Origin of the sequence: Methylovorus sp. MP688, from assembly GCF_000183115.1 — a bacterium.
Classification (GTDB): domain Bacteria; phylum Pseudomonadota; class Gammaproteobacteria; order Burkholderiales; family Methylophilaceae; genus Methylovorus; species Methylovorus glucosotrophus.
In genome coordinates this window covers 143902-168702 of the sequence record NC_014733.1, presented here as the reverse complement: position 1 = coordinate 168702, position 24801 = coordinate 143902, and the positions used below count along the sequence as shown (strand labels likewise).

General features: G+C 58.3%; 20 protein-coding genes and 1 tRNA gene. 10 read left to right on the top strand and 11 right to left on the bottom strand.

Going from position 1 to position 24801, the window contains the following annotated elements:
* Together cobU and MPQ_RS00750 are read left to right on the top strand one after the other, a co-directional pair.
* The gene (gene cobU / locus MPQ_RS00755; protein ID WP_013440968.1) at positions 1–528 is read left to right on the top strand and encodes a bifunctional adenosylcobinamide kinase/adenosylcobinamide-phosphate guanylyltransferase; all 528 of its coding nucleotides are present in this window, start codon (positions 1–3) and stop codon (positions 526–528) included.
* Positions 529–530: 2 nt separating this feature from the next.
* On the top strand, positions 531–749 hold the full coding sequence (locus MPQ_RS00750) for an RNA-binding S4 domain-containing protein (RefSeq protein ID WP_013440967.1): 219 nt from the start codon (positions 531–533) through the stop codon (positions 747–749).
* Positions 750–781: 32 nt separating this feature from the next.
* On the opposite strand, the gene MPQ_RS00745 is transcribed toward MPQ_RS00750, so the two are convergent.
* Positions 782–2254, bottom strand: coding sequence for a cobyric acid synthase (locus tag MPQ_RS00745; RefSeq protein ID WP_013440966.1), 1473 nt, complete (start codon positions 2252–2254; stop codon positions 782–784).
* Positions 2255–2268: 14 nt separating this feature from the next.
* On the opposite strand from MPQ_RS00745, the gene cbiB reads away from it, so the two are divergent.
* Both cbiB and cobD read left to right on the top strand, forming a co-directional pair.
* Entirely contained in the window at positions 2269–3204 is a 936-nt protein-coding gene (cbiB, locus tag MPQ_RS00740) for an adenosylcobinamide-phosphate synthase CbiB (protein WP_041361909.1), read from the top strand.
* Positions 3197–4201 (top strand): threonine-phosphate decarboxylase CobD, encoded by a 1005-nt coding sequence (cobD, locus tag MPQ_RS00735; protein ID WP_013440964.1) that lies wholly within the window; start codon positions 3197–3199, stop codon positions 4199–4201. Before cbiB ends, cobD begins: the two co-directional genes overlap by 8 nt.
* Before the next feature lie 85 nt (positions 4202–4286).
* On the opposite strand, the gene MPQ_RS00730 is transcribed toward cobD, so the two are convergent.
* From MPQ_RS00730 to cobT, 5 genes are all read right to left on the bottom strand, one after another.
* Positions 4287–6209, bottom strand: coding sequence for a tetratricopeptide repeat protein (locus tag MPQ_RS00730; protein ID WP_013440963.1), 1923 nt, complete (start codon positions 6207–6209; stop codon positions 4287–4289).
* Positions 6210–6276: 67 nt separating this feature from the next.
* Positions 6277–7779, bottom strand: coding sequence for a tetratricopeptide repeat protein (locus tag MPQ_RS00725; protein WP_013440962.1), 1503 nt, complete (start codon positions 7777–7779; stop codon positions 6277–6279).
* Between the two features lie 18 nt (positions 7780–7797).
* A complete protein-coding gene (gene cobC, locus MPQ_RS00720) occupies positions 7798–8394 on the bottom strand; it encodes an alpha-ribazole phosphatase (RefSeq protein WP_013440961.1) in 597 nt (198 codons plus the stop codon).
* Positions 8379–9140 carry an adenosylcobinamide-GDP ribazoletransferase gene (gene cobS, locus MPQ_RS00715; RefSeq protein WP_013440960.1) on the bottom strand — a complete coding sequence of 254 codons (762 nt, stop codon included), beginning with the start codon at positions 9138–9140 and terminating at the stop codon, positions 8379–8381. Before cobS ends, cobC begins: the two co-directional genes overlap by 16 nt.
* Before the next feature lie 6 nt (positions 9141–9146).
* Positions 9147–10190, bottom strand: coding sequence for a nicotinate-nucleotide--dimethylbenzimidazole phosphoribosyltransferase (gene cobT / locus MPQ_RS00710; protein ID WP_013440959.1), 1044 nt, complete (start codon positions 10188–10190; stop codon positions 9147–9149).
* Positions 10191–10341: 151 nt separating this feature from the next.
* On the opposite strand from cobT, the gene MPQ_RS00705 reads away from it, so the two are divergent.
* Positions 10342–10417 (top strand) — tRNA-Phe (locus tag MPQ_RS00705).
* A 136-nt stretch (positions 10418–10553) separates the two neighbouring features.
* On the opposite strand, the gene MPQ_RS00700 is transcribed toward MPQ_RS00705, so the two are convergent.
* The 5 genes from MPQ_RS00700 to MPQ_RS00680 all read right to left on the bottom strand — a co-directional run bounded on the left by MPQ_RS00700 (position 10554) and on the right by MPQ_RS00680 (position 16135).
* Entirely contained in the window at positions 10554–11915 is a 1362-nt protein-coding gene (locus tag MPQ_RS00700) for a bifunctional diguanylate cyclase/phosphodiesterase (RefSeq protein WP_013440958.1), read from the bottom strand.
* Between the two features lie 399 nt (positions 11916–12314).
* A complete protein-coding gene (locus MPQ_RS00695) occupies positions 12315–13487 on the bottom strand; it encodes an LLM class flavin-dependent oxidoreductase (RefSeq protein ID WP_013440957.1) in 1173 nt (390 codons plus the stop codon).
* A 10-nt stretch (positions 13488–13497) separates the two neighbouring features.
* Positions 13498–14559, bottom strand: a complete 1062-nt coding sequence (locus MPQ_RS00690) for an LLM class flavin-dependent oxidoreductase (RefSeq protein ID WP_013440956.1) — start codon at positions 14557–14559, stop codon at positions 13498–13500.
* A 221-nt stretch (positions 14560–14780) separates the two neighbouring features.
* Positions 14781–15380: a nitroreductase family protein gene (locus MPQ_RS00685; protein ID WP_013440955.1), complete on the bottom strand. Its 600-nt coding sequence runs from the start codon at positions 15378–15380 to the stop codon at positions 14781–14783.
* Between the two features lie 62 nt (positions 15381–15442).
* The gene (locus MPQ_RS00680; protein WP_013440954.1) at positions 15443–16135 is read right to left on the bottom strand and encodes a class II aldolase/adducin family protein; all 693 of its coding nucleotides are present in this window, start codon (positions 16133–16135) and stop codon (positions 15443–15445) included.
* A gap of 503 nt (positions 16136–16638) precedes the next feature.
* Here MPQ_RS00680 and MPQ_RS00670 point away from each other — a divergent pair.
* From MPQ_RS00670 to MPQ_RS00650, 5 genes are all read left to right on the top strand, one after another.
* Positions 16639–19089 (top strand): TonB-dependent receptor, encoded by a 2451-nt coding sequence (locus tag MPQ_RS00670; RefSeq protein WP_013440953.1) that lies wholly within the window; start codon positions 16639–16641, stop codon positions 19087–19089.
* Positions 19090–19158: 69 nt separating this feature from the next.
* Positions 19159–20943, top strand: coding sequence for an ABC transporter ATP-binding protein (locus MPQ_RS00665; protein WP_013440952.1), 1785 nt, complete (start codon positions 19159–19161; stop codon positions 20941–20943).
* On the top strand, positions 20936–22795 hold the full coding sequence (locus MPQ_RS00660) for an ABC transporter ATP-binding protein (protein WP_013440951.1): 1860 nt from the start codon (positions 20936–20938) through the stop codon (positions 22793–22795). Before MPQ_RS00665 ends, MPQ_RS00660 begins: the two co-directional genes overlap by 8 nt.
* Before the next feature lie 198 nt (positions 22796–22993).
* Positions 22994–24019, top strand: coding sequence for an ABC transporter substrate-binding protein (locus MPQ_RS00655; protein WP_013440950.1), 1026 nt, complete (start codon positions 22994–22996; stop codon positions 24017–24019).
* Between the two features lie 115 nt (positions 24020–24134).
* The gene (locus MPQ_RS00650; RefSeq protein WP_013440949.1) at positions 24135–24776 is read left to right on the top strand and encodes a peroxiredoxin; all 642 of its coding nucleotides are present in this window, start codon (positions 24135–24137) and stop codon (positions 24774–24776) included.
* The last annotated feature ends 25 nt before the right edge of the window (positions 24777–24801 follow it).

Genomic DNA, 24801 nt, shown 5'->3' with positions numbered 1-24801 from the left:
ATGTCTACTCATCTGATCCTCGGCGGCGCCCGCTCTGGCAAAAGCCTGTACGCCGAAAAGCTGGCGGAGCAAAGCGGCAAGACGGTGATTTATATCGCTACCGCGCAGGTATATGACAGCGAATTTGGCGAGCGCGTCGCGCATCATCGCAAACAGCGTCCGGCACACTGGCCAACGGTGGAAAAGCCGTTTGGCCTGGCGGCTACCTTGCGCGAACATGCGGCGGCTGACCGCTGCCTGATGGTGGATTGCCTGACCTTGTGGCTGGCGCAATGCATATGCCCGGACTGTGCGCCGCCGGAAGGCGTAGACTGGCAGCAGGAGAAACGAGATTTGCTGGAAACCCTGCCGACATTGCCCGGCGAAGTGTTGCTGGTGAGCAATGAAGTGGGCATGGGCATCGTACCGCTGGGCGAGATCAACCGCCAGTTTCAGGATGAACAAGGCAGGCTGAACCAGGCGATTGCCGCCATTGCACCGCGGGTGACTTTTGTCGCCGCCGGGCTGCCACTTACATTAAAAGGATAATCATGGAATTTACACTCAAGGGCGAGTTCATTGAGCTTTGCAACCTGCTGAAACTGACCGGCATTGCCGACTCTGGCGGCCAGGGCAAGGCCATGGTGGCCGATGGTCTGGTAACGGTGGATGGCAAGCCGGAAAGTCGCAAGACCGCCAAGATACGCGCGGGCCAGGTAGTGGAGTGCATGGAACAGACCATACAGGTGCTTGCGGCAGATCCGGCTTGATGTAATTACCCGCCGCGCAGGCTGAGCGGGTGCTACAAATAGGGCGCGAGCCGCGCCCAATCCAGATGTTGTTCCAGCGCATCGGCTAAGCGATTCAGGCCATCTTCCCGCAGTTGCATATAGTCGTATTCCAGCACGGTTTTCTGTGCCTCCAGATCAGGCAGCCCTGCCCATTGCAACAGGGCGCTGGTCGCCGAGGCCTGGTCAAACAGGCCGTGCAGGTAAGTGCCCGCTATCTGGCCATCCATTGAAATAGCACCTTCTGGCGTGTCGCCTATATAGAGCATGGGCTGTTGCATGGCCGGGCCTTCGCTGACGCCCATGTGTATCTCATAGCCCGTCACTTCGGCCTGATTACCAAAGCTAAGGCGCCCTGCCACCTGCGCCAGTTTTTTATGGGTATGCAGCGTGGTTTGCATATCGAACCAGCCAAAACCGGGGTCTGAGCCGGCATCGCCTTCCAGCCCGTGCGGGTCGTGAATGTGCTGTCCCAGCATCTGGAAGCCGCCGCAAATGCCCAGCACTTTGCCGCCGTAGCGCAAATGGCGCGCCAGGGCAGTCTCCCAACCATGCGCTTTCAGCGTCTGCAGATCGCCACGCACGTTTTTGCTACCGGGGAGAATAATCAGGTCCGCCGGCGGCACCGGCTCGCCCATGCTGATGAATTCGAAATGCACATGCGGGTGCAGGCGCAGGGCATCCATATCCGTGTGGTTACTCACATGCGGCAGCACGGGCGCGATCACACGCAGGCGGATGTCGTCCTTGAGCGCGACTTCGCGCGGCACAGCGTCTTCTGCTTCGATATGCAGTTGATGCAGATACGGCAGCACGCCCAGCACCGGCTTGCCAGTCTCCTGCTCCAGCCAATCCAGGCCGGGTTGCAGCAAGGCAATATCGCCACGAAAGCGGTTGATGACAAAGCCGATAACCCGCTGGCGTTCGGATTCGCTGAGCAAGGCCAGTGTGCCAACAATGTGGGCAAATACCCCACCGCGATCAATATCGGCCACCAGCAGCACCGGACAATCCGCCGCCTCGGCAAAGCCCATGTTGGCAATATCGTTCTGGCGCAGATTGATCTCGGCCGGGCTGCCCGCGCCTTCCACCACCACACGTTCATATTGCTGGCACAGGCGTTGCCATGAGGCCATCACAGCTTTCATGGCCGTGGGTTTGTAATCGTGATAGCGCGTGGCTTCCTGATTGCCGACCACACGGCCATGAATGATCACCTGGCAGCCCGTATCACTATTGGGCTTGAGCAGCACGGGGTTCATATCAGTATGCGGCGGCAGGCCACAGGCCTGGGCCTGCACGGCTTGCGCGCGGCCTATCTCGCCGCCATCCACCGTCACCGCCGAATTGAGCGCCATGTTTTGCGGCTTGAACGGCGCGACACGCACGCCCCTGCGATACAATACCCGGCACAAGCCCGCGACCAGCGTGCTTTTGCCCGCATCGGAAGTCGTACCCTGAACCATGAATGTTTGAACGGATGCCATTGGTCCATTATTCCATGAGTTGGCTGCCAACCCCAGCCCTATTGATTATCGCCGCCTGTCTGCTGGACTGGCGGCTGGGCGAGCCCACCCGCTGGCATCCCCTGGTGGGCTTTGGCACGCTGGCAGCGCGGCTTGAGCGCGCCATGAATCATCTGGAGGGTGCGTTTACCGGTCGCATTGCTGGCTTGCTGGCCTGGCTGATACTGCTGGTGCCTGCGGTGCTGGTCGCCATGCTCATCACCTGGCATCCGCTGGGCTGGGTGATAGACGTTATCCTGCTTTACCTCGCCATTGGCGCCCGCAGCCTGCACCTGCACGCCATGCGGGTTTTTGAGGCGCTGCAGGCACGCGACCTGGTACGCGCACGTGAAGCGGTTGGCATGATGGTCAGCCGCGATAGCAAAAAACTGAGCCGTGGGCAGATTGCCTCCGCTACCGTCGAATCCGTCCTTGAAAATGGCAATGACGCGATATTTGCCGCCATTTTCTGGTTTGCACTGCTGGGCGGGCCAGGAGTGGTGGCTTACCGGCTGGCCAATACCCTGGATGCCATGTGGGGCTACCGTACGCCACGCTATCGCTATTTTGGCTGGGCTGCCGCCCGCCTTGATGATGTCTTCAACCTGATTCCAGCACGGCTGACAGCGCTGGCCTATGCGCTTTGTGGCCACACCTGGTCAGGGCTCAAATGCTGGTTCACCCAGGCGAGCACCTGGTACAGCCCCAACGCCGGGCCCGTGATGGCGGCTGGCGCTGGCGCACTGCAAGTCAAACTGGGTGGCCGCGCGCCTTACCATGGCGTGTGGAAAGATCGCCCAGCGCTGGGGCTGGGAGCAACGGCCGAGCCAGCGCATATTCCGGCCGCGCTAGCCTTGATCAAGCGCAGCATGATGCTGTGGTGCGCGGGCGTTTTAGTGGCCTGGCTGATCTGGAAACTGCTGCATGCTTGAGCATGGCGGCAACCTGCAGCAAGCCTGCATAGACAACGATCGCCCGCTGGAAGCCTGGCTGGACCTTTCCACCGGCATCAGCCCATACGCCTTCCCGATACCCCCTATCAGCCCTGCGCTCTGGCAACGATTGCCAATAGAAAACGATGCGCTGCTGGAAACCGCACGCCGTTATTACCAGCAAGAGCATCTCTTGGCCGTGGCAGGCTCGCAAGCCGCCATTCAGGCGCTGCCGCATTTGCGCCCACGCAGCCGTGTATGGGTACTCACTCCTGCTTATGCCGAGCATGCCCACGCCTGGCGACAACACGGCCATACCGTCACCGAGCGCGATCACTTGCCCGAGATAAACGAGCTGCAAAATGTGGACGTGCTGGTGGTGTGCAACCCGAACAACCCGACTGGGCGCCTGTGCCCGCCTGCGCAACTGCATGCATGGCAACAGGCACTGGCGCCGGGCGGCTGGCTTATCGTGGATGAAGCTTTCATGGACGCAACGCCGGAGAACAGCATCAGCGCGCAAGCCGCAAAACCTGGTTTGATAGTGCTGCGCTCTCTGGGGAAGTTTTTTGGCTTGGCTGGGGCACGCGTGGGCATGGTGCTAGCCGCGCCGGACTTACTGGATCAACTACGGGAATGGTTGGGGCCGTGGACGCTCAGCGGCCCGGCGCGCCTGATCGCCACAGCCGCCATGGCCGACCATGACTGGCAGCATGCGCAACGCCACCGCCTGCTGCAGGACATGGCAAAAATGCAAGAGCTGCTGAATGCGGCGAGGATTTCGCCCACTGGCAGCACCGCGCTCTTCAGCTACTGGCAAGACCCGCGTGCTATCGACCTTCATACCCATCTGGCACGGCATGGTATCTGGACGCGGCTATTTGCCCAACCATCGGCCATCCGGCTTGGACTGCCACCCCCTGAACGCTGGGACATGCTGCAACGCGCACTGAGCGATTGGGCAAACAAGCAATCACCATGTAATAACAGGGCTTAGCGCAGACTTACTTCCATACCCACGCTAAGATGGCCTGCGCCAGGATACCCATCCTGAACGCGCAATTTCCCCTGCCGGATTTCACTCAGCGCGCGTCCAGCAAGGCCTGTAAGCCCTGACCCACGCGAGCGACGACTGCCGACCAATCTCCCCGCTGGGCCTGACGGAACAATCTGGCGGTGGGGTACCAGGGGCTATCCTCCCGCGTCAGCAACCAGCGATAATCCGGCACAAAGGGCAGCAACACCCATACCGGTTTGCCCATGGCGCCCGCTACGTGCGCCACGGAGGTATCAACAGTAATCACCACATCCATGGCATCGATCAGAGCTGCCGTATCGGCAAACTGGTGAAGCGCAGCCCGGTGGTCTTGTATCGGCAGGCTCGCCATGACAGCTTCATCCGCTGGCCGCAGCTCTTTTTGCAGACAATGGAATTCCACCGGTAGCGTCATTAGTGGCGCCAGGCTTTGCAGCAGGATGCTGCGCTTGGCATCGCGCATGTGGGTGGCTGAGCCGGACCAGACCAGACCCACCTTCAAGCCCTGCGGTTGGTCTGCAAGGGCAGGAAATTCAAATCGATGCGCCGTTTCTGGCACGCCCAGATATGGGATATGGGCAGGAATGGTAGCCAGTGTGGTTTCAAATGCCAGCGGCAAGCTCATGTAGGGGCAATAAAGGTCATACGCCTCAAAGCCCGTGCCACGTTCTACCACGGTAAACTCCGGCCCCATGGTCTTGAGCAGATCGACCAAGGCTGGCTGTGCCTCAAGAATGACCTGCGCTCCGGCGTTTGCCGCCAACCTGGCATAGCGCACAAACTGCACGGTATCGCCCAGGCCCTGCTCGGCAGTCAGTAGCAGGCGCTTACCTGCGATGGGGGCATCGCCCAGCCACAGCGGTTGTGAGCATACACGACGGTAACCGCGTGGCGGGCCTTCCGCCTCCCAGCCGTGTTCAAACAAATGCCAACCCTGTTCAAAATCGCCATGCACGAGGCAGATCAGGGCCTTGTTCCACAGCACGGTGGCGTTGTCCGGCTCCAGCTGCAGGGCCTGATCGTAATCCTGCAGGGCGGCATCGTATTGCCCCAGATCCAGATAGGCATTGCCGCGGTTGGAATAGACCTGCGGGTTATGCGGGGTCAGGGCCAGCGCAGCACCGTAAGCCTCCAGCGCCTCCTCATGCCTGTCGAGAGCCAGCAATGCATTGGCGCGATTCAATGTGGCTTCGGCAAACCCCGGGCGCGCCGCCAGGGCAGCGTCAAAACTTGCCAGTGCAAGCGCATGCTGACGCAGGTGCTTGAGGGCAACGCCACGCCCATTCAAGGCCAGCGGATTTTGCGCTTGCACTTGCAGTACATGATCAAAATGCGCGATGGCAAAATCGTGCTTACCGAGCTCAATCAAGGCATTGCCGCAGCTGGTATAGGCTTCCAGATAGTCTGGCTTCAGATCAATCGCTTTATTGAAAAAGCTGAGTGCATCCTGCCATTGCCGCCGCTGGTTCAGAATAATGCCAAGATTGTGGTAGGCCTCGGCGTAGTCAGGCCGGTATTGGAGGGCACGCTGGTAATAAGCCTGGGCGGATTCTGCATGGCCCAGCATCATGCAAGCATTGCCTGCCAGGAAAGCACTGGCAGCATCGGTCTCGCGCAGTTGCAATACGCTTTCCAGCGCAGTGAGCGCTTCTTCATAGCGTCCCAGCGCATAACATGCCTCGCCTATCATGGCCCAGACATCGGCTTGCTCCGGGTTGGCGCTCAAGAGACGCATGCAGAACTCAATGCATGGTTCATGACGCTGAGTCTGCAAATAAAGGCTGGCCAACAAGGTAAGCAAACGGTTGTCTTCCGGAAAACGGGTGAGCAGTTGCTGATACAACGCTTCGGCAGCCTGCCAGTCATGCGCGGTTTGCAGCTGCATGCCGCGGCGCAAGCCAACCTCCAGCGGCTCAACACCGGCAGCGGGCTGTTTTTGCGGGGGCGCAGCGGGCCGTTTATTTTTCATGCAGTTGACTCCCTGTTTTCAGCAAGCCGTTTTTCGGCCGCATCCTTCTTCATTTTTATGTGAACGCTTATGACGGACTGCCCAAGGCTAGCAGATCCATCCTCACCTGCTCCACCACACTCGCCCAATCTCCGGCTACCGGTTGCCGGTAAAGTCGTGCCGTGGGGTACCAGGGGCTATGTGGACTATGCAGCAGCCAGCGAAAATCCGGTATCCATGGCAAGAGCACCCATACGGGTTTGCCCAAGGCTCCTGCCAGATGCGCGACGGCGGTGTCGACCGAAATCACCACGTCCAGCGTGCTGATCAAGGCAGCTGTATCGCTAAAATCCTTGAGGCGGCTGGTATAGAGATGCATCCCGGGCCACTCGGCCAAGGCAGTCAGGTCTGCCTCACGCACGTCCAGCTGCAAGCAATGCAGCGCTATCGGCAAATCGCGCCAGGATTGCAGGCTCTGCAACAGCAGGCTACGCCGGTGGTCATTGCTATGTGTGGTAGAACCAGACCACACCAGACCTACGCGTGGTTTATTACCAGAGGCGTGCACAAACCTCGCCTTGAGCATTTCATCGGCATGCAAATAGGCGGGGTAAGCGGGCACACCGGCTTGCCCGGCATTGGCCCATGCCAGCGGCATGCTGAGCAAGGGGCTGTGCAGGTCAAACGCCGGCAAGGCTTGCCCGGCGGCAACAACCTGCAGCTGCGGATGCATAGACTGAATAAGCGCCTGCAAGGGCGGCTGCACTTCAAGAATCACTTGCGCACCCTGCTCCATGGCCTGCAGCGCATAGCGGCTAAACTGGATGGTATCGCCATAGCCCTGCTCTGCCCACAGCAGCAAGCGCTTGCCCGCCAATGGGGTATCGCCGAGCCAGCGCGGCTGATCAAACCTGCGCATCAGGCCACGTGCTTCGCCTTCGGTGTGAAATCCATATTCATAGAGTTTCCAGCCCGCCTCGTACTCCCCCAGCAATAAATGCAGCAGGGCTTTGTTCCAGAAGAACCGGGGCTGATCGGGCTGTCGGGCAATGGCCTCGTTAAAATCCTGCATGGCCAGGGCAAAGCGCCCCTGATCCAGATGCAGGTTGCCACGATTATTAAATGCTAGCGCCGAGGGATATTGCGCAATGATCTGGTCATAAAACGCCAGGGCCAGCTCGGCATCTCCCGCGTCTGCCAGGGTATTGGCAAGATTGAGGTACAGCGCAGGCTGATCAGGCTCAAGCTCGATGGCCGTCTGCAAGGCAGCGATAGCCTCATCAAAGCGACGCGCCTTTTGCAGGGCGAGCCCACGGTAATGATGGATAGCGGCGTCTTGCGGCGCGGCAGCCAGCGCATAATCCAGATGCGCGATGGCAAATTCGTATTGTTTGAGAGAAGTTAGCGCACGCCCACACCCCACCAGCGCGGCCAGATTATCTGCCTGTAGCACCAGGATCTGGTTGTACTGTTCCAGGGCAAGTTTGTAATTCCCCTGCGCCAGGGTCTGGTCGGCGCGTTTTGCCAGGGTCACCAGCTCGCCCGCCCCGGCGTTTTTTTTCTGACTGGATGGGGTGGACGATGTAGACATAAGGTTAGGTTACGGGGCTCAGCGGTTAACAAAGCCGACGCGCATCAGCGGCCGGTCACGGTCAAGATCAATCATCAGTTTCGTGACACTAGCATAGTCGATGTGCAGTCTAAACACGTTACTGAGGGGTAAACCCAGCGCAAATCCGGTGAGGGCGCGTATGACCCCGGCATGCGTGAAGGCAACATGCACGCCCGCGCCTTGGTTCGCCAGCTGATCGACGAAGGCCTGCGCACGCTGCGAGAGATCATGGAAAGATTCGCCATTGGGCGGCGCCAGTTTGACATGTTCGTCCGCCCACTCATCCAGCAGGCCACGGGGAATGTCATCCCAGGATTGCAGTTCCCAATCGCCAAAGTTGAGTTCCTTGAGACGGGCATCCTGCTGAATTTCGTGCTCGGCCCCAGCCACGGCTTGCGCCAGCAAGAGGCAACGCTGCAATGGACTGCTATGAAAGGAAGCGGCTTCAATATGGGCGATTTTAGGCCTTAGTGCCGTCACCTCTTCTTCAAAGGTATGCTTGACGCCGATATCCGACTGCCCGTAGCAAATCCCCGGCGCGATATCCGGCGTGGTGTGCCGCACCAGATACAATTCCATCACTGGCTTAGACATGCCAACACTCCCAGATAAAACATGATTTCAGTCAACTGCTGCATGGCGCCTACGCAATCTCCGGTGTAGCCGCCAAGGCGACGCTGCAGCACGGCGCGAAACCACCACCACACCAGGGCCACTGCCAGCAGCACCAGTGGCAAATTCCACAGTGGAATCCACCAGGCGGCGCCTAGCAAAGGCAGCAAGCCTGTCAGCATGGCAAAGGCAAGCGCTTGCTTGCCGAGTGGCTGGGTCATGCCTCCGCCTTTGCCCTGCGGACGCACGTATTCCAGTGTTTGCATCAGCCATACGCCCGCCAGGCGGCTCACGCTATGCCCGGCCAATACAGCCCATAACATCACCCCTGAAGACATGGCGGACAAGGTACTGAATTTCAGTAACAGCATCACGCCCAAAGCCAGCACGCCGTAACTTCCCACTCGCGAATCATGCATGATGGTGAGCACACGCTCTCGATACAAGCCGCCACCCAGGCCGTCTACTGTATCGGCCAAACCATCTTCATGCAGAGCTCCTGTGAGCCACATACCGGCTGCCAGCATGCAAATTATGCTGACGCCATGCGGCAGCAGCTGATGCACGACGATATACACCGCGGCCATGCCAGCACCAATGATCCAGCCCACTAACGGGAAAAACGCGGAAATCCCGGCCATGTCAGCAGGCTTGAAATCCGGCTTGGATGGCACGGGAATGCGGCTGAAAAACCCGAGTGCCAGCAAAAATGGATGGATGAACTTCACGGCGATTTAAGCGCTCTTGCCATCCACACCGGCGGATTCGAACGAGGCCATTTCATTCATGAAATTGGCCGCGGCCTGCAACAGTGGATATGCCAGCGCGGCGCCGGTGCCTTCACCCAGCCGCAAACCGATGTCGAGCAAAGGTTCCGCCTGCAGGGCCTGTAACAGACACCGATGCCCTTGCTCGCCAGAGCAATGGGTAAACACCGCGTAATCCAGCACAGCCGGGGCGATGCGACTTGCCACCAGCATGGCGGCGGTACAGATAAAGCCATCCACCAGTATCACGGCCTGCTTTTCTGCCGCGCCCAGCATGGCGCCTGCCATCATGGCGATCTCCAGCCCACCGACATGCTGCAAGACGGATAAAGGACTGTGCAGGTGCGAAGCGTGATGTTGCAGCACCTGTTCCACCACGTCCACTTTGCGCTGCAGGCCGGCATCGTCCAGCCCTGTGCCCCTGCCAACACATGCCTGGGCAGGCAGCTGGCACAGCGCTGCCATCAGGGTCGCTGCCGCCGTAGTATTGCCTATGCCCATTTCGCCAAACGCCAGCACGTTGCTGCCTTTCGCAATCTCGTCATGCGCCAGTTGTCTGCCAATATTGATGGCTTTTTCACATTCGGCTTCCGACATCGCAGGTGCTTGCAACATGTTCTGCGTACCCATCGCCACCTTGTGCGAGAGCAGCATGGGGTGCGGCGCAAAATCATGATTCACACCGGCATCCACCACACGGATATCCATGCCTACCTGGCGGGCAAACACATTGATTGCGGCCCCACCCTGCAGAAAATTCAGCACCATCTGCATGGTCACCGCCTGCGGATAAGGGCTGACGCCCGCCGCGACAATGCCATGATCCGCGGCAAATACCATCATCACCGGCTGGCGCAACACCGGATCCAGGCGCTGCTGTATCAGCCCCAGCTGCAGGGCGAGCCCTTCCAGACGGCCCAGGGCACCCAGTGGTTTGGTTTTCTGGTCAATTTTGTGCTGCAGGGCCGCAGAAAGGCCGCGGTCCAGCGTTTGAATATCAGGAATTTGCATGAGAACGGCTAACAATGAGTTGGCACCATTTTAATGGCAGGGCGGCAAAATATCTTAAATTCTTTGCGTGACCGCAGATTGGCAATGACACAGCTGAAATAAGTTTGCTATAATGCGCGTCTTGTTTGCGAGCCAAGTGCTCAAAAACGCCGGCCGGGTAGCTCAGTTGGTAGAGCAGCGGATTGAAAATCCGCGTGTCGGCAGTTCGATTCTGCCCCCGGCCACCAATATCAAACGCCCAGCTTTTAGTTGGGCGTTTTCATTTCTGCTCCCGCCCGCTTTTATTTTTTAGTATTTTTTTGAGAGGCTGCCGCCTCGTTCACAGCCGAGTGCCTGATAGCCCGCATCAGGGGTTAAGCATCGTCATGCCGTTTGAGGTTTCGCTGTTGCATTCCGCTCGCCATGCTTTTCCTGATACATGGCTTTGTCGGCGTGCTTGAGCAAGGCATGCCTGTCCTGCCCATGATCAGGATAAAGAGCGATGCCAATGCTGGGGCGAATGGCGAGGCGATGCCCATCAATCTCAAATGGCTGGGCCAGCACTCCGCGTAGTTTTTCCACCACCATCGCCGCCTGATCCGGCGAAGAAATATCCTGCAGCAACACCACAAACTCATCCCCGCCCAGGCGCGCCACCATGTCAGTTTCGCGCATGCTGAGCTTGAGACGAGCCGCCACTTCCTGCAGCAACGTATCGCCAGCGTCATGTCCCAGGCTGTCATTGACCTGCTTGAACTTGTCCAGATCCAGGTACAACAGGGCCAAATGGCGTTGCTCGCGCTCGGCAGAGCTCAGTGCTGCCTCCAGTTTATGGGTGAGATACTCGCGATTGGGCAAGGTAGTGAGAGCGTCATACTGGGCCAATTGCTGCAACCTGGCCTGCATCTTCTGGCGCTCAATGGCGGTAGCAATCTGCGTGGATACAAATTGCAGCAGCTCCTGATCTTTCAGCTGATAGCTGATGCCACCCAGGTAGCGCTTTATCGTGAGCACCCCTATCATGCCCTTCTGCGATTTGAGGGGGACACCGAGCCAACTCAGCACATGCGGCTCAAGCGCGTTTTTCACCAGAGCGCTCCCCGCAGCAATGTCTTCTGCCGTCAGCAGCAAAGGCTGGCCACTCCGTATAATCTCGGCGCACAAGGTACCGGCGGCAGGTTTGGAGGGCTGCTCGGTCCATTCCAGCTTATCCACCAGATACGGGAACGTTAACTGATCCTTGTCCTCGTCGTAGAGCGTCACCGAAAAGCAGTCCGCAGGGAGCAAGCTGCCGACAATATGGTGAATGCGCTGAAACAGCGAGATGAGGTCTTCCGCCGCATACGCCGCCTCTGAAATGGCATAGAGCGCGGCCTGCAATGCCTCGGCGCGCTTGCGCTCGGTAATGTCGCGTGCGACGCCGATGCGCAGCTGGTCTTCAGGCGACCAGCGCGCCGTCCACATGATGTCGACAATCTGCCCATCCTTGCGGATATAGCGATTTTCAAAATACAACAAGGGATTGCCGGACATGACTTCACGGGCAGTCTCTGTGGTACGGTCAAGGTCTTCCGGGACCACCATGGCAAAGATATTCCTGCCCACCATTTCCTGCGGGGTGTAACCAAATACACGTTCGCAAGCCGCGCTTGCCACGACGATCTTGCCATCGACATCCACCGCCAGGACGGCATCCATCAGGAGGTCCATAAAGCTGGCCAAGAGATCGTGGGATTTTATTTCCATAGAGACTTCATCATGCACTAAAAGCAGGCTTAAGAAAGACTAATAAAGCGTTGTGGCACAACGCCAGAAAAAGACGGATGCACAGATAGCGACCAAAAAAACATGATATGTCACTCCACATGCTCACCGGGGAATAGCGAGGGCTGATCTAACTTTGCTGATTTTGCCTTCGCTTATTTACTATGATCAGACCCCGGAATACTGATCTCGTTACGCATAAAACAGAAAAATATCCCAAGCACTCAGCGAACACCACAGGTGATGGCGAGATTTCATATTGCACAAGGTAAAAGTTCTGCAACTTTGGCCCGAGCACTCTTTTCTATAACGGCTGCACCCAGCAAAAAGCCCAGTCATGACTGGGCTTTTTGCTGGGGCACATTGCCTGCTCGAGACGTTTTACCCTACCGCGCGCAGTATCGAATTTCTGGCGCCATGGCCTTGTACCAGCGGCAGGACTTCTTCGCCAACGCGGTAAGCCTCTTCCAGATGTGGCGTGCTGGCGAGGATAAAGGCATCCGCCCCCAGTTTGACCAGATCATCAAGACGCTCTGCCACCTGCTCGTAGCTCCCCACGATGCCGTTGGTCTGACCACCCCGCAGCAGGCTGAAACCGGACCAGATATTGGGGTGCAGGATGAAATCACGGTAATTATCCAGCGTCTTCGGCGTGTTGTTGCGTTGGCGGTTGGCGCCAACCGAATCGCCGGTCTGCTGGGCAAAACGGGCATAGCGCTCCTTATCAGCCTCGCTCAGGTTTTCAAAGCCGCGCCGCACTTCGCGCCAGGCTTCTTCTTCCGTCGCCCGAGCCACAATATCCACCCGCACGGCGCATTTCACCTTGCGACCCAGCTTGTCGGTTTTTTCTTTGACCTTGTCGAATTTCTCCTTGAGCTGGTCAAAAGGCTCCAGCCAGGAAAGATAAAAGTCAGCGTGCTGGGAAGCCGAGACCAAGGCCGCATCCGATGAGCCGGAGAAGTAAATCTCAGGAAAATCCTGCCCGAGCAGCTGTTCCGGCAATGCCGCATTTTCCAGCTGATAGAACTTGCCGTGATGAGAGTAACTACCGCCCTTCCACAAGCCACGCAGCACATCCAGGAACTCGGTCGTGCGCGCATAGCGGTCATCATGCGGCGCGACATCGCCCCACCACAGCTGGGCGGGACCACCGCCGCCAGTGATGATGTTGAACAATGCTCGCCCATTGCTGGCGCGCTGCAGACTGGCGGTCATGCGCGCCGCCGTCACCGGGTTGAGGAAGCCCGGCTGAAACGCGATCATGAAGCGGAACGTGCTGGTTTCGCGTGCCAGGAAAGACGAAATCGCCCATGGCTCATCGGTCATGGGGAATGAGGGAATCAAGCCACCATGGAAGCCGGAAATTTCGGCGGCGCGCGCTACCTCGGCAATATAGTCCAGGCTGTTGAAGCCATCGCTACCGCCGCCGGCAAGGCCGCGATGCACAATATGATCCCCCTCCTGTTGCGACCAGTCACCGCGATGGTGAAGTTTGTTGCGCAGCGAGCTGGGCTCGCCATGCGTAGGAATACGCCAGAAAATATCAATCGCCATTATCGTCTCCTTAGGCGGCCTGTTGTTGAGTTAAACCAAGGCGTGCACGCAGGGCGGGCAGCACCTGTTCGCCTATGCGGTAAGCTTCTTCCAGCGCAGGCACAGCGCCCAGCTGGAACACGGTAATACCGGCAGCGGCATAGTCCGTCAGGGTAGCAATGACCTGATCGGCATCGCCCACCAGGGTGGCGCGTGCCGCACCGGCGCCTGGCGTTTGCAAAGGCCACAGACCGGCTTGGTCTGGCAAGGCCGTTTGCCCTTGCTGCCGCGCCTGACGGGCAGCATCGTGCACGGCCTCTGCAGCGGTTTCACGCACCAGCAAATCGATGCGTAACGCTGCCTGCACCGGACGACCGGCTTTGGCGGAGAGTTCTTGCAAGCGCTCCAGATGCGGTTTCAACTCCGCCAGTGGCAGCGCTTCAAATACATGCACATCCGCCAGCTTGGCCGATACCGCAAGATCCGCCTCGGTCTGCCCGGTCAGGAATACCTGTGGTACCGCCTGGCCGGAAAGAGGCCCTTTAAAGCCACCTTCCAGCACCTCAAAGAAACGCCCCTTGAAGCTATAGCCGGTCTCGGTGATCACATGCCGCGCCACCGTCACGAACTCTTCCGTACGTTGTGGAATATCCGCATCATCAATAAAGTCGCCATTGGCACGCCGCTCGGCCGCATCCGCGGGTGTCGCAATCTGCCAGGCAAACCGGCTGTTGCTGTAGCGCTGGTAACTCACGGCATTCTTGGCGGCATACACGGCAGACCCGCGGGCCGAATCAAAAGCCGCCAATACCTTCACGCGGCGTGTATTGCGCGTCAGATAACCAGCCACGATCCAGGATTCTTCGCCTTGCGGATCGTTGGGCACCAGCAGGCCATCAAAGCCGGCCAGCTCCGCCGCTTTGCCAATCTGATGCAGATGGTCGTAATAATTGAATTGGCGGCCACGCGGATCAGTCACGCCTGCCGTGAAATAAGGTTGGTCATCGCTACGCTCGCCGCGCAGCTTGACAGCAGCATCCGCCAAACGCCCATCTCCGCGCGTAGGCACCTGCCAGTAAAACTGGATAGTCATGTCGGTTTCCTTGTTGAAAGTTGACACTGTGGTCGACAACTGGATATTGCAGGATGCGTGCCCACCCTCGTCCGCCAATAAAAACACATAAAAACCATGAACTTAGTACTGTTTTAAAATCAGCAGTGTGTGAGCAGCTGGTGCTGTGGCAACACGCCAGCTGCTGCTACAGCAACGGACTGTTGCCTGACCAACTGTCGCGTTGGCCAGGCTTCGTCACGCTAGGTAGTGGCAAAGCTGAAGCGATCTTTGGCCACGATCTCCGTCAGTGGACGACGCGGCGTGGGTTGCTCCCGGCTGCGCAAATCGTCTGGCAACCCCTCGGCGGGTCCCCTTTTTCCTACCGCGACCAGCGTTTCCAGACGATAGCCCTCCGGCACCCCCAGCAATACCTGCAGGGCAGCCCTATCGTAGCCGCCGATAGGATGAGTGCTCCAGCCGCTGGCCTCAGCCTGCAGAGCCAGATAAGCCCAGGCGGCACCCGCATCCAGTGAATGGCTATACAGAGGAGCAGGCTCACTGGTGCCAGGGCGTATATGTGTCGTCTTGGAAAGCAGGACCAGAAATGCCGAAGCCTGCGGCGCCCAGCGCCGGTTGTTCTCATTCAGGGTGTTCAGCAGCCCCTGCCAATCTGGCGAATCGGGCCGCAGATAAATAAAACGCCATGGCTGGGCATTATTGGCCGAGGGTGCCCAGCGCGCCGCCTCAAGCAGGGCCAGCAATGTCTCTTCGGAGATAGCCTCGCCGCTGAATGCGCGCGGCGACCAGCGTTGCAGAAAAACCGGTTCAATCGGATAGGTCGAACTACGGGAAATACTCATGTGCTTGCTTTCATGCTTATCAAGTGGATGGCGGGCCGGAGCGCGTACCTCCGGCCCCGTGCTTAGCCAGTGATATCGGCCAGATAGCGCCCGGTGTAAGACTTGGCTTTATCCAGCAGGCCAGTACGCTGCCACTGCAACTCCAGCGCCCCCGAGGTATACAGCTGTGCGCCGCCGATCTGCTCGGCAATCGCCTGATAGCGCGCAGCCTCCTCAATAAACAGGATCAACTCGGAGGTTTTGATAATCCCCTTGCCCCAGAAATTGGCGCCGCCATTCGACTCCAGCAATGCAGGTGGGGGTGCGAGCTCAGGGTGCTGATCGAGCCGCTCCTTGATAACGTCGTAAACACTGCGCGTGCGGTCCAGATGGTTGGGAATCTCACGGGCGGCCAGATGGCGGGCCGCGGCCACATACAAAATCGGAAATGGCTTGTGCGCCAGCGACCACGCTGACAGGAAATTGGTATGGGCATGGATGACGGTATCAGCGTCCAGGCGCGATTCACGCAGGATATGGTCGGGATGCTGGGCGAACTCGGTAATGGCAATGCTGGGCGACTGATCACGCGCCAGGCCGCCTGGGAAGCGGATATGCAGCAATTTGTCGTGCCCTGGCACCAGGTGGGTGACATGGTAAGTCAGGCTGGCAGACAGGGTTCCGTTGCGGCTCAGCACACCAAAGGCATGAATGGCATCGGCTTTGGCATCTTCCACGTATGAAATCAGGTCAATCTCGGACAGCGGGTTAGACATGAGGTCTCCTTTACATTAAGAGGTTTTATTAATGGCGTGATAGCCAGACCTCCGATGCATTGGCAATGCTTGTGCCAACCCATGGCATTTATATTGGGGCCATACGTCTATCTCTTATTTTTCAATCGACTAGCCTCTCCGAGCGGTCTTTTTCTCTCCATTTTCATCGACATTTACTAGCGTTCTCTTCACGCGTTTGTGCAGCACGCAACACTTTCTCCACCACTGCTGATGCTGGAGCAACAGTCGCGAGTTTTTCGTGTCCGGAGATTCCTGCAGGCACATGAAGGTCCGTTGTTGCCCTGCCAACAGTAAACGCAACAGACCCACCAGAAATTGTTGCTGCAAAAACAGCAGCAAGTGAACAAGTGCGACACGCCTGTGCATTTAAATCTTTTTACAACAAACAGTTAGCGTTAATTCCAAACAGCCATCCACCGCTGGCACAGATTCTGCGCTAGCCCATGTCGTCGTTTATTTATTTGCACTTAACAGGAAACAATATGACCATAACAACGAGCAGCCCATCAGATCAGCCGGCGCAAACGCGCTTTATCGTTAAACCTCTATTGCGCGCCTTAAGCAGCGTCTTTATCGGCAGCCTGGTAATCAGCCAGGCCTATGCTGCTGATGCCACGCCAGCCAATGACGCCTCTACGGCACAGACCAAATCCGCCGAAGATGGCAAAAGCGACACCGGCACCACCGCAGCTGCCCAGCCAGCCACCGTGAATAGCCAGGGCGAAAGTGAAGCCTCCCTGGGCAGCGTGGTGGTCACCGCCAACAAGCGTGAAGAAACCGCCCAGAAGGTGCCAACCGCCATCACCGTATTAAGCGGCAAGGAATTGCAGGACAAAGGCATAGGTAAATCCGCAGGCGAGGTACTCAACTACGTGCCCAATGCCTCCGCCAACACCCAGTTCAATGGTCGCCCACGCTGGTGGATTCGTGGCGTGGGTTCCGGTCAGCAACAGATCGACATGGCCAGCCCGGTAGGCATCTACCTGGATGACGTCTATATCAGCAATGCCACCGCTAGCGGCTTCCCGCTGTTTGACCTCGACCGGGTTGAAGTCCTGCGCGGCCCCCAAGGCACGCTGTGGGGCAAGAACACCACTGGCGGCGCGGTCAACATCATCAGCAAAAAGCCTTCGTTCAATACGGGTGAAAATTATGTGAAAGCCGATATCGGCAATTATGGCTCGCGCATTTTTGAAGGAGCCGTAGGCGGCGAAATCGTCAGCGAGCGCGTGGCTGGCCGTTTGTCTTTCTATGATCAAAGCAGCGATGGATTCTTCCGCAACCAATTCACTGGCCAACGCGATGGCGCGATTAAGGACACCGCCGTGCGCGGTCAATTGCTGTTCCAGCTGACCGATAATCTGGAAGCCCTGCTCAATGTGCACCGTCGCGACTACACTACCGATGGCAGCATTCAGACCGTGATTGGTGCCGGCCCGGGCGGTGCTTTCCGCTTTGGTTATGTCCCCAGCACCAGCCGCAAGGATGTGAGCTCGAATGCCGAAAACAGCGGCGACTCAACCCAGAATGGCGCATCGCTGACCTTGAAATGGGATTTGGGCAAGTACTCGCTCACGTCCATTTCGGCATACGAAGATTGGGATCAGACCGTGCTGAATGATGCTGACAACAGCGCGCTGGAACTCTCCCGTGGTTATACCAAGGCCGACAGCAAGCAGTATTCACAGGAATTCCGCTTCGCATCACCACGTGAAGACCGCTGGAACTGGCTCTCGGGTGTACATTTTTTCAAGGAAGACATCAGTTCCTACAGCGCTGCCGCCCGCTTGCCTAATGGCAGCGTGCCAGCCTACATCGGCACCAGCACCAACGCTCTGAACAACTTCAGCTACACCGATTACGATCACAAGGCTTCCAGCTTCGCGCTGTTTGGCAGCACTACATATAACTGGACCGACGCCTTCAAGACCACCGTGGGCGCGCGCTGGTCGACCGAAAAGAAAGAAGTCGACATCAGCCGCCGCTCGGCCTCTGGTGCTGGCATTACCGCTGCCAGCTGGGACAATCTGGGTCAATGGTGGAATAGCTACATCGGCAGCTACAACAATCCGACTGGCCTCGTAACCAACTTCGATGCACATCAGGAAAAACGCTGGGATTCGTTTACCTATGACTTCACGCCGGAATACAAGATCAGCGACACCAGCCGCACCTTCTTCAAGTTTGCGCACGGCGAAAAGTCTGGCGGCTTTAATACGGCCGCGACAGCGACGGCTGCCCTGAACACAGTAAAACCGGAAAAGCTGAATGCCTATGAAATCGGCTACAAATCCGAATGGCTGAACGGTCGTCTGAATTTCAACACGACCTTGTTCTACTACGATTACAAGGATGTTCAGGTAAACGTGGTGGGCTTGCCTGCGGGTGCCACTACCACCGTGTCGTATCTGCAGAATGCGGATAGCGCGACGGTAAAAGGCGCGGAGTTTGAAGTGGAGGCACTGCCGACCAGCAATCTGCGCCTGATCGGTAATATCGGCCTGCAATCCGGGGAGTTCGACAAACTGCAGGTACAGAACAGCACCACCAACTACGACGGCAACGATCTGGTACGTACCCCCAACCTGAATACCTTGCTGTCAGCCAACTATCGCATTCCATTGGCGAACGACAACAAGATCGTGACCAGTCTGGATTGGCGTTATACCGGTCAGCAATATTATTTTGTAAATGCACAGAACACCGCGCAGAACACCTATTACAAACTGCTGAGCCAGGAAGGCTACTCCATCGTCAATGCACGCGTCACCTGGAGCACCAAAGGTGATCGTCTGGCCATTACCGGGTACGTGAACAACCTGTTTGACAAGGAGTATCTGGCACATGCGTTGCCAGCCACGCCTGCAACCGGTTCCACCGCTATTTATGGCGCACCCCGTACTGCTGGTGTATCGCTGACACTGCGTTTCTAAACAGAGCCCCTGTAGCGGATATCCGGCCACGTGCCGGGTATCCGCTTTTTACGTTTTATGCGAGGCACTATGTCCATTTCCCCCACCCATCCGCTACTCCGCTGCCTGTGGCTATATCGCACCATGCCATGGCGCTTCAGCCTGACCGCCCTTCTGTTTTTACTGGTGAATGCTGCCATGGCATGGCAGCTCTGGCTTATAGGCCAAGCGGTGCAAGCAGTCCATACCGGCGAGGCCATCAAGCTGCTGGCAGATGGTCACTATGACTTCAGCGTCGCGTGGTACTGGATCGCCATTATTCTTGCTGTCGCTGCCGGCCGTGGCATCCTGCAATACTTTGCCGGCGTGCTGTCGCTGATCATTGGTCAGGATCTCCTTTCCCTGCTGCGCGAGCGCATTCTGGTGCAGGTGCAGCGCCTGGACCTCGCCTACCACCTGCAGCACGGGGTAGGCGAAATGGTCACCCGCACCACGCGCGATGCCGACAAGGTGCGCGATGCGCTGATCAACTTCTGGCGCCAGGTGTTTGAAGCCAGTGTGTGGATACTGGTTTCCATCGGCCTGCTCTGCCTTTACAACGTCTGGCTGGGCCTGGGCACGCTGGCTTTCGTGCTGGCAGGCATTGCCATTTTCATTCGCCAGACCGATCAACTGGTCACGCTGGATCGCGCGGTGGGCCAGGCGTATGACCAGGTGAATCAGGAGCTGAGTGAAGGCATTAACGGCGTGCGCGTGATCAAGGCGTTTGCCCTGGAATCCTCGCGCATTGGCGCTTTTGAAAGCTTTGTGCAGACCTTTGTGCGCCATGCCCACACGGCGCTGGCCTACGCGGCGGTTCATACGCCACTGCCGCAAACACTGGTTGCGCTTTCCCAGGTCTGGATTCTGGGTTTTGGTGCCTGGCTGATCCAGCAAGGCCAGCTGGAAGTCGGTGCGCTCATTGCCTCCCTGCTGGTCGCCAATACGCTGATTTTCCGAATTGAGCCTATCGGCCGCGTGATGCAGGTATTTGCCGATGCCCGCTCTTCCGCTGGCCGCATCTGGGAGCTGCTGGATGAATCGCCCACCATTATCGGCGGTGAGGGCTCCGTGCCCAAGGCTGCCCTGGGTTTCCGTTTGCACGATGTCACCGTACAAGCCGCCGGTGGCAATGCCATTTTGCAGCATTGCCATTTAAGCGCAGCCCCGGGCGAAATTCTGGCGCTGGTCGGCATTACCGGTTCGGGCAAAAGCACCCTGGCCGCTCTGCTGCCAAGGCTGCTGGATGCGAGCCATGGCAGTGTGGATATCGGTTCTGCATCGTCCGGGTGGCAAAACGTCCACCAGTTCCGCTTGGATGAGTTGCGGCGACGCATCCATGTCGTGCCGCAAGAAAGTTTTCTGTTTTCCGATACGCTGGAAGCCAATCTGCGCCTGGCAAGACCGCAGGCCAGCGAAGCCGAGCTGCTGGAAGCGCTGGAGCTGGCGGCCGCACGCGATGTGCTGGACTCGCTGTCGGATGGCTTGCAGACCCGCATCGGCGATCGCGGCATCACGCTCTCTGGCGGGCAGCGCCAGCGCATCAGCCTGGCCCGCGCCTTCCTGGCGCATCCCAGCATCCTCATTCTGGACGATGCCACCAGCGCACTGGATGCGCTGACCGAGCGCCGCGTGCTGGATAACATTCGTCGCCTGCGCGATGCCAGCGGCCAGGCGGTGACCGTGCTGCTGATTGCCAGCAAGCTGTCCACCATTCTGCTGGCAGACCGTGTCGCCGTGCTGGACAAAGGCCGTATCGTGGCCGAAGGCCAGCACGCCCATTTGCTTGAACATCATGCGGAATATCGCGAACTGGTAGGAGTCCATCATGGCTGAGTCCCTGCGCCAAGAGCGCGCCCTGAACGACATTGAGCTGGAACAAAAGCTCGCCAAAAAGAGCCTGGACCGCAATATGTTCTGGCGTTTGTTACCGCTGCTGGCGCCGTATAAAGGCCGTATTGCCGCCATTATCGGCATTGAGGTGATACTGGTCGGCATCATCTTTTTGCGGCCATGGTTTGTTGGCCAAGTCATCGATCACGGCTTTATCCAGACTGCAAAAGGGCTGGTGCTCAATACACCGTTGCTGGTATGGATGGCGCTGGGCATGGGGCTGACCTGGGCACTGCGCTTTGCCTTCGCCGCAGTCTCACAATACCTGGCGGGCTCGACGGCCATTCACATCCTGAACGCCCTGCGCGTGCGGGTATTCCGTCATATTCAGGCGCTCAGCATCCGCTATTTTGATAGCACCAAGGCCGGTCGCATCATCTCGCGCGCCGACCGCGATGTAGATGCGCTGGAACCCCTGCTGATCCAGGGGCCGCCCGAGCTGTTGTCTGCGGTGCTGCGTCTGGTGGGCGCGGCGTTTGCCCTGTGGTGGATTTCGCCCAAGCTGCTGCTGGCCCTCGCCAGTATCACGCCATTGCTGATCCTGGGTACCTGGCTGTTCAAGCGCATTTCAGAAGACAACTGGGCGCGAGTGGCCGAAGCCCGCGCGCGGTTTACCGCGCACCTGGTAGAGACCGTTTCCGGCGTGCGCATCATCAAGCAAACCGTACAGGAAGACGCCAACGAAGCCCGCTATAGCGCGCTGGTGGATGACTTCAACCAGACGCTGGTCAAGGGCAATATCCGCACGGGCTGGTTCCTGCCGACCACCCAGCTGCTCAGCACCGTGGGGCAGGCGGCCCTGCTGCTTGCCGGTGGCCTGGGCATTGCCCAGCACGAAATGACCGTTGGCCAGCTCGCCCAGAGTCTGTTCTATGTGCATCTTTTCCTGGGGCCGCTGCAGGAGCTGAATGAGCTCCTGGAACGCTACACCTCGGGCGCCTCGTCTGCCCAGCGGATTTTTCTCATGCTGGACACCGAGCCCGAAATCAATGATCCGGTCACCCCCCGCAACCCCTTGCTGCCACGCGGCAGCGTGGAATTTCGCGATGTGGTGTTTGGCTACCAGCAGGACGGCAGCCGCCCGGTGATTCGCCACCTCAACCTGCAGGTGGCGGCAGGCGAAGTGCTGGCCATCGTCGGCCCGACCGGCCATGGCAAGAGCACGCTGGTGCAGTTGCTGACACGCTTTTACGAAGTGCAGGGCGGCGCCGTGCTGCTGGATGATGTGGATGTGCGGGAGTATCCGCAACAAGTGTTGCGTCGCAAAGTCGGGGTCGTGCTGCAGGATAACGTGCTGTTTTCCGGCAGTGTGTTGCACAACCTGCGGCTGGCGGCGCCTGATTTCAGCGATGAAGAGCTGATTCGCGCCGCACGCGATCTCGGTGCCGACGAGGTACTGGAACGGCTGCCACAGGGTTACCAGACCGAAGTCGGGCCGCTCGGGACCTTTCTCAGCCACGGTCAGCGTCAGCTGGTGTGCCTGGTGCGTGCTTATCTCGGCAACCCGTCGGTATTGGTGCTGGATGAAGCCACTTCGGCCGTGGATATTCATACCGAACGCCGCGTGCAGGTGGCTTTCCGTCGCCTATGCGAAGGCCGCACCGCCATCGTCATTGCCCACCGGCTCGCCACGATTCGCGATGCCGACCGCATTGCCGTGATCTGGCATGGCGAAGTGAAGGAGATCGGCAACCACACCACCCTCATCGCCAAGGGTGGCGCCTATAGCCAGCTGTACAAGGCGTATGAAGAAGCCTCCGTGCCCGAGCCTGACAGCTTGCGCTCTGTTGCCTAGGAAGCAGAACTGCCATGCCGCCTGTTGACTGCGAGTCACTGCAACAGCGGCATGCGCTGACCATTTAAACCAAACCATTGATTTACATAGCCAATATTTTTGCGGCAGGCCTGTCACGTGCTGGTATGGATACTGCAAATACCTGTCACGCATTTAAATTGATCTTTTAACTACGCATCTTTATCACGAGGAGCTCTCATGTCTGTTACCGCTATCGATAGCATCTGGTACACACGCTGCCCAGTGCCTACCCCTTTGGGTTTGGCCGCGCGTGAAAACTGGTTTGCCCAGGAATTCGCCCCCGACCACATCACCATCAAAACCCTGCAGGAAGTGACAGACGCCGATTTGCGCGAGTCTCACTACGACCATCGCCTGCCGCACTCCTTCCGCCAGGGCGGCAGCGTGCCTGCCATCTGGGCACGTGCCAACGGCACCGATACCCGCGTCATTGGCCTTAACTGGGTGGATGAAGCGCAACTGGTGGTCACCCTGCCCACCTCCGGCATCACCAGCGTAGCCGAGCTGAAAGGCAAACGCATTGCACTGCCACTCAACGACATCAGCATCGACCACCAGCGTGCCAGTGCCTTGCGCGGCATTGTCGTCACGCTCGAAGCCGCTGGCCTCAGCGCCGACGATATCCAATTTGTAGATCTACCCGTGCCACAGGGCGGCGCCGGTGTGGGCTGGACCTCCAGCCACACGCCCTATGCCACCGAGTTTGAAGCCCTGAAAGCTGGCAAGGTCGATGCCATTTACGTCAAAGGCGCGCGCGGCGTGGAAGAAGCCCACAAGCATGGCGTCACCACGCTCTATGATGTACGCAACCATCCTGATCCTATCGCCCGTGCCAACAACAGTGCGCCGCGTCCGATTACCGTCGACAACGCCCTGTTGCAAGAGCGCCCCGACCTGGTAGTGCGTTTCCTGAGCAAGATTCTGGATGTAGCCGACTGGGCTGCCGCACATGAAGCCGACACCGTCAGCTACATTGCCAAGGAATCGCACTCTACTGACGAGTGGGTACGCAAAGCCTATGGCAACGACATCCATCTCAAGCAAGGTACTTCGCTGGACGATCTCTCCATTGCCGGCCTCAGTGCCTACAAGGATTTCCTGTTCAAATGGGGCTACCTCAAGGCTGACTTTGACGTGGCAGACTGGATAGCGCCTGGTCCGCTGGATGAGCTGTTGCGCACCCGCAAGCAGAAAGCCGCATGATCACGGCTCAGCTTGATCGCGGTACCAGATCGAATTACTGTCATTAATTCGTTCCATTCACTAGCCCGCGCTGGCCTGATGGCCGGTGTGGGCTATTCTCGTCAAGGAGGTATACATGGCTTCTCTCAAATTGGGCGACACCGCCCCCGACTTTACCCAGGATTCCAGCATCGGCCCCATCTCATTCCACGAATGGCTGGGCGACAGCTGGGGTATTCTCTTTTCACACCCGGCCGATTACACGCCAGTGTGCACCACCGAACTAGGTGCCACCGCCAAGCTCGCCGACGAATTCAAGAAGCGCAATGTCAAAGTGCTCGCGCTTTCCGTTGACCCGGTAGCGTCTCACCATGGCTGGATCAAGGACATCAACGAAACCCAGGGCACCACGGTCAACTTCCCTATTCTGGCCGACGCCGATCGCAAGGTCTCTACCCTGTACGACCTGATCCACCCCAATGCCAGCGCCACCGCCACCGTGCGCTCGGTATTCGTTATCGACCCGCACAAAAAGGTCCGCCTCACCATCACCTACCCCGCCAGCACGGGCCGCAACTTTGATGAAATCCTGCGCGTGATCGATTCGCTGCAACTGACCGAATACCACAGCGTGGCAACCCCCGCTAACTGGAAAGACGGCGAAGACGTCGTGATCGTGCCTTCACTCACCGATCCGGATATCCTCAAAGCCAAGTTCCCCAAAGGCTTCAAAACCGTCAGACCTTATCTGCGCCTGACACCACAGCCCAACAAGTAATACAAGCCATTACCCAATAAAAAAG

Coding starts and splice junctions, on each gene's coding strand:
- MPQ_RS00690 (WP_013440956.1), bottom strand. CDS start 14,559: ATGACTATCCAGTTTTACTGGCAGGTGCCTACGCGCGGAGATGGGCGT.
- cobC (WP_013440961.1), bottom strand. CDS start 8,394: ATGTCTAAGCCAGTGATGGAATTGTATCTGGTGCGGCACACCACGCCG.
- cobU (WP_013440968.1), top strand. CDS start 1: ATGTCTACTCATCTGATCCTCGGCGGCGCCCGCTCTGGCAAAAGCCTG.
- MPQ_RS00685 (WP_013440955.1), bottom strand. CDS start 15,380: ATGAGTATTTCCCGTAGTTCGACCTATCCGATTGAACCGGTTTTTCTG.
- MPQ_RS00665 (WP_013440952.1), top strand. CDS start 19,159: ATGTCCATTTCCCCCACCCATCCGCTACTCCGCTGCCTGTGGCTATAT.
- MPQ_RS00660 (WP_013440951.1), top strand. CDS start 20,936: ATGGCTGAGTCCCTGCGCCAAGAGCGCGCCCTGAACGACATTGAGCTG.
- MPQ_RS00750 (WP_013440967.1), top strand. CDS start 531: ATGGAATTTACACTCAAGGGCGAGTTCATTGAGCTTTGCAACCTGCTG.
- MPQ_RS00680 (WP_013440954.1), bottom strand. CDS start 16,135: ATGTCTAACCCGCTGTCCGAGATTGACCTGATTTCATACGTGGAAGAT.
- MPQ_RS00670 (WP_013440953.1), top strand. CDS start 16,639: ATGACCATAACAACGAGCAGCCCATCAGATCAGCCGGCGCAAACGCGC.
- MPQ_RS00745 (WP_013440966.1), bottom strand. CDS start 2,254: ATGGCATCCGTTCAAACATTCATGGTTCAGGGTACGACTTCCGATGCG.
- MPQ_RS00650 (WP_013440949.1), top strand. CDS start 24,135: ATGGCTTCTCTCAAATTGGGCGACACCGCCCCCGACTTTACCCAGGAT.
- cbiB (WP_041361909.1), top strand. CDS start 2,269: ATGAGTTGGCTGCCAACCCCAGCCCTATTGATTATCGCCGCCTGTCTG.
- MPQ_RS00700 (WP_013440958.1), bottom strand. CDS start 11,915: ATGGAAATAAAATCCCACGATCTCTTGGCCAGCTTTATGGACCTCCTG.
- MPQ_RS00655 (WP_013440950.1), top strand. CDS start 22,994: ATGTCTGTTACCGCTATCGATAGCATCTGGTACACACGCTGCCCAGTG.
- cobT (WP_013440959.1), bottom strand. CDS start 10,190: ATGCAAATTCCTGATATTCAAACGCTGGACCGCGGCCTTTCTGCGGCC.
- MPQ_RS00695 (WP_013440957.1), bottom strand. CDS start 13,487: ATGGCGATTGATATTTTCTGGCGTATTCCTACGCATGGCGAGCCCAGC.
- cobD (WP_013440964.1), top strand. CDS start 3,197: ATGCTTGAGCATGGCGGCAACCTGCAGCAAGCCTGCATAGACAACGAT.
- MPQ_RS00730 (WP_013440963.1), bottom strand. CDS start 6,209: ATGAAAAATAAACGGCCCGCTGCGCCCCCGCAAAAACAGCCCGCTGCC.
- MPQ_RS00725 (WP_013440962.1), bottom strand. CDS start 7,779: ATGTCTACATCGTCCACCCCATCCAGTCAGAAAAAAAACGCCGGGGCG.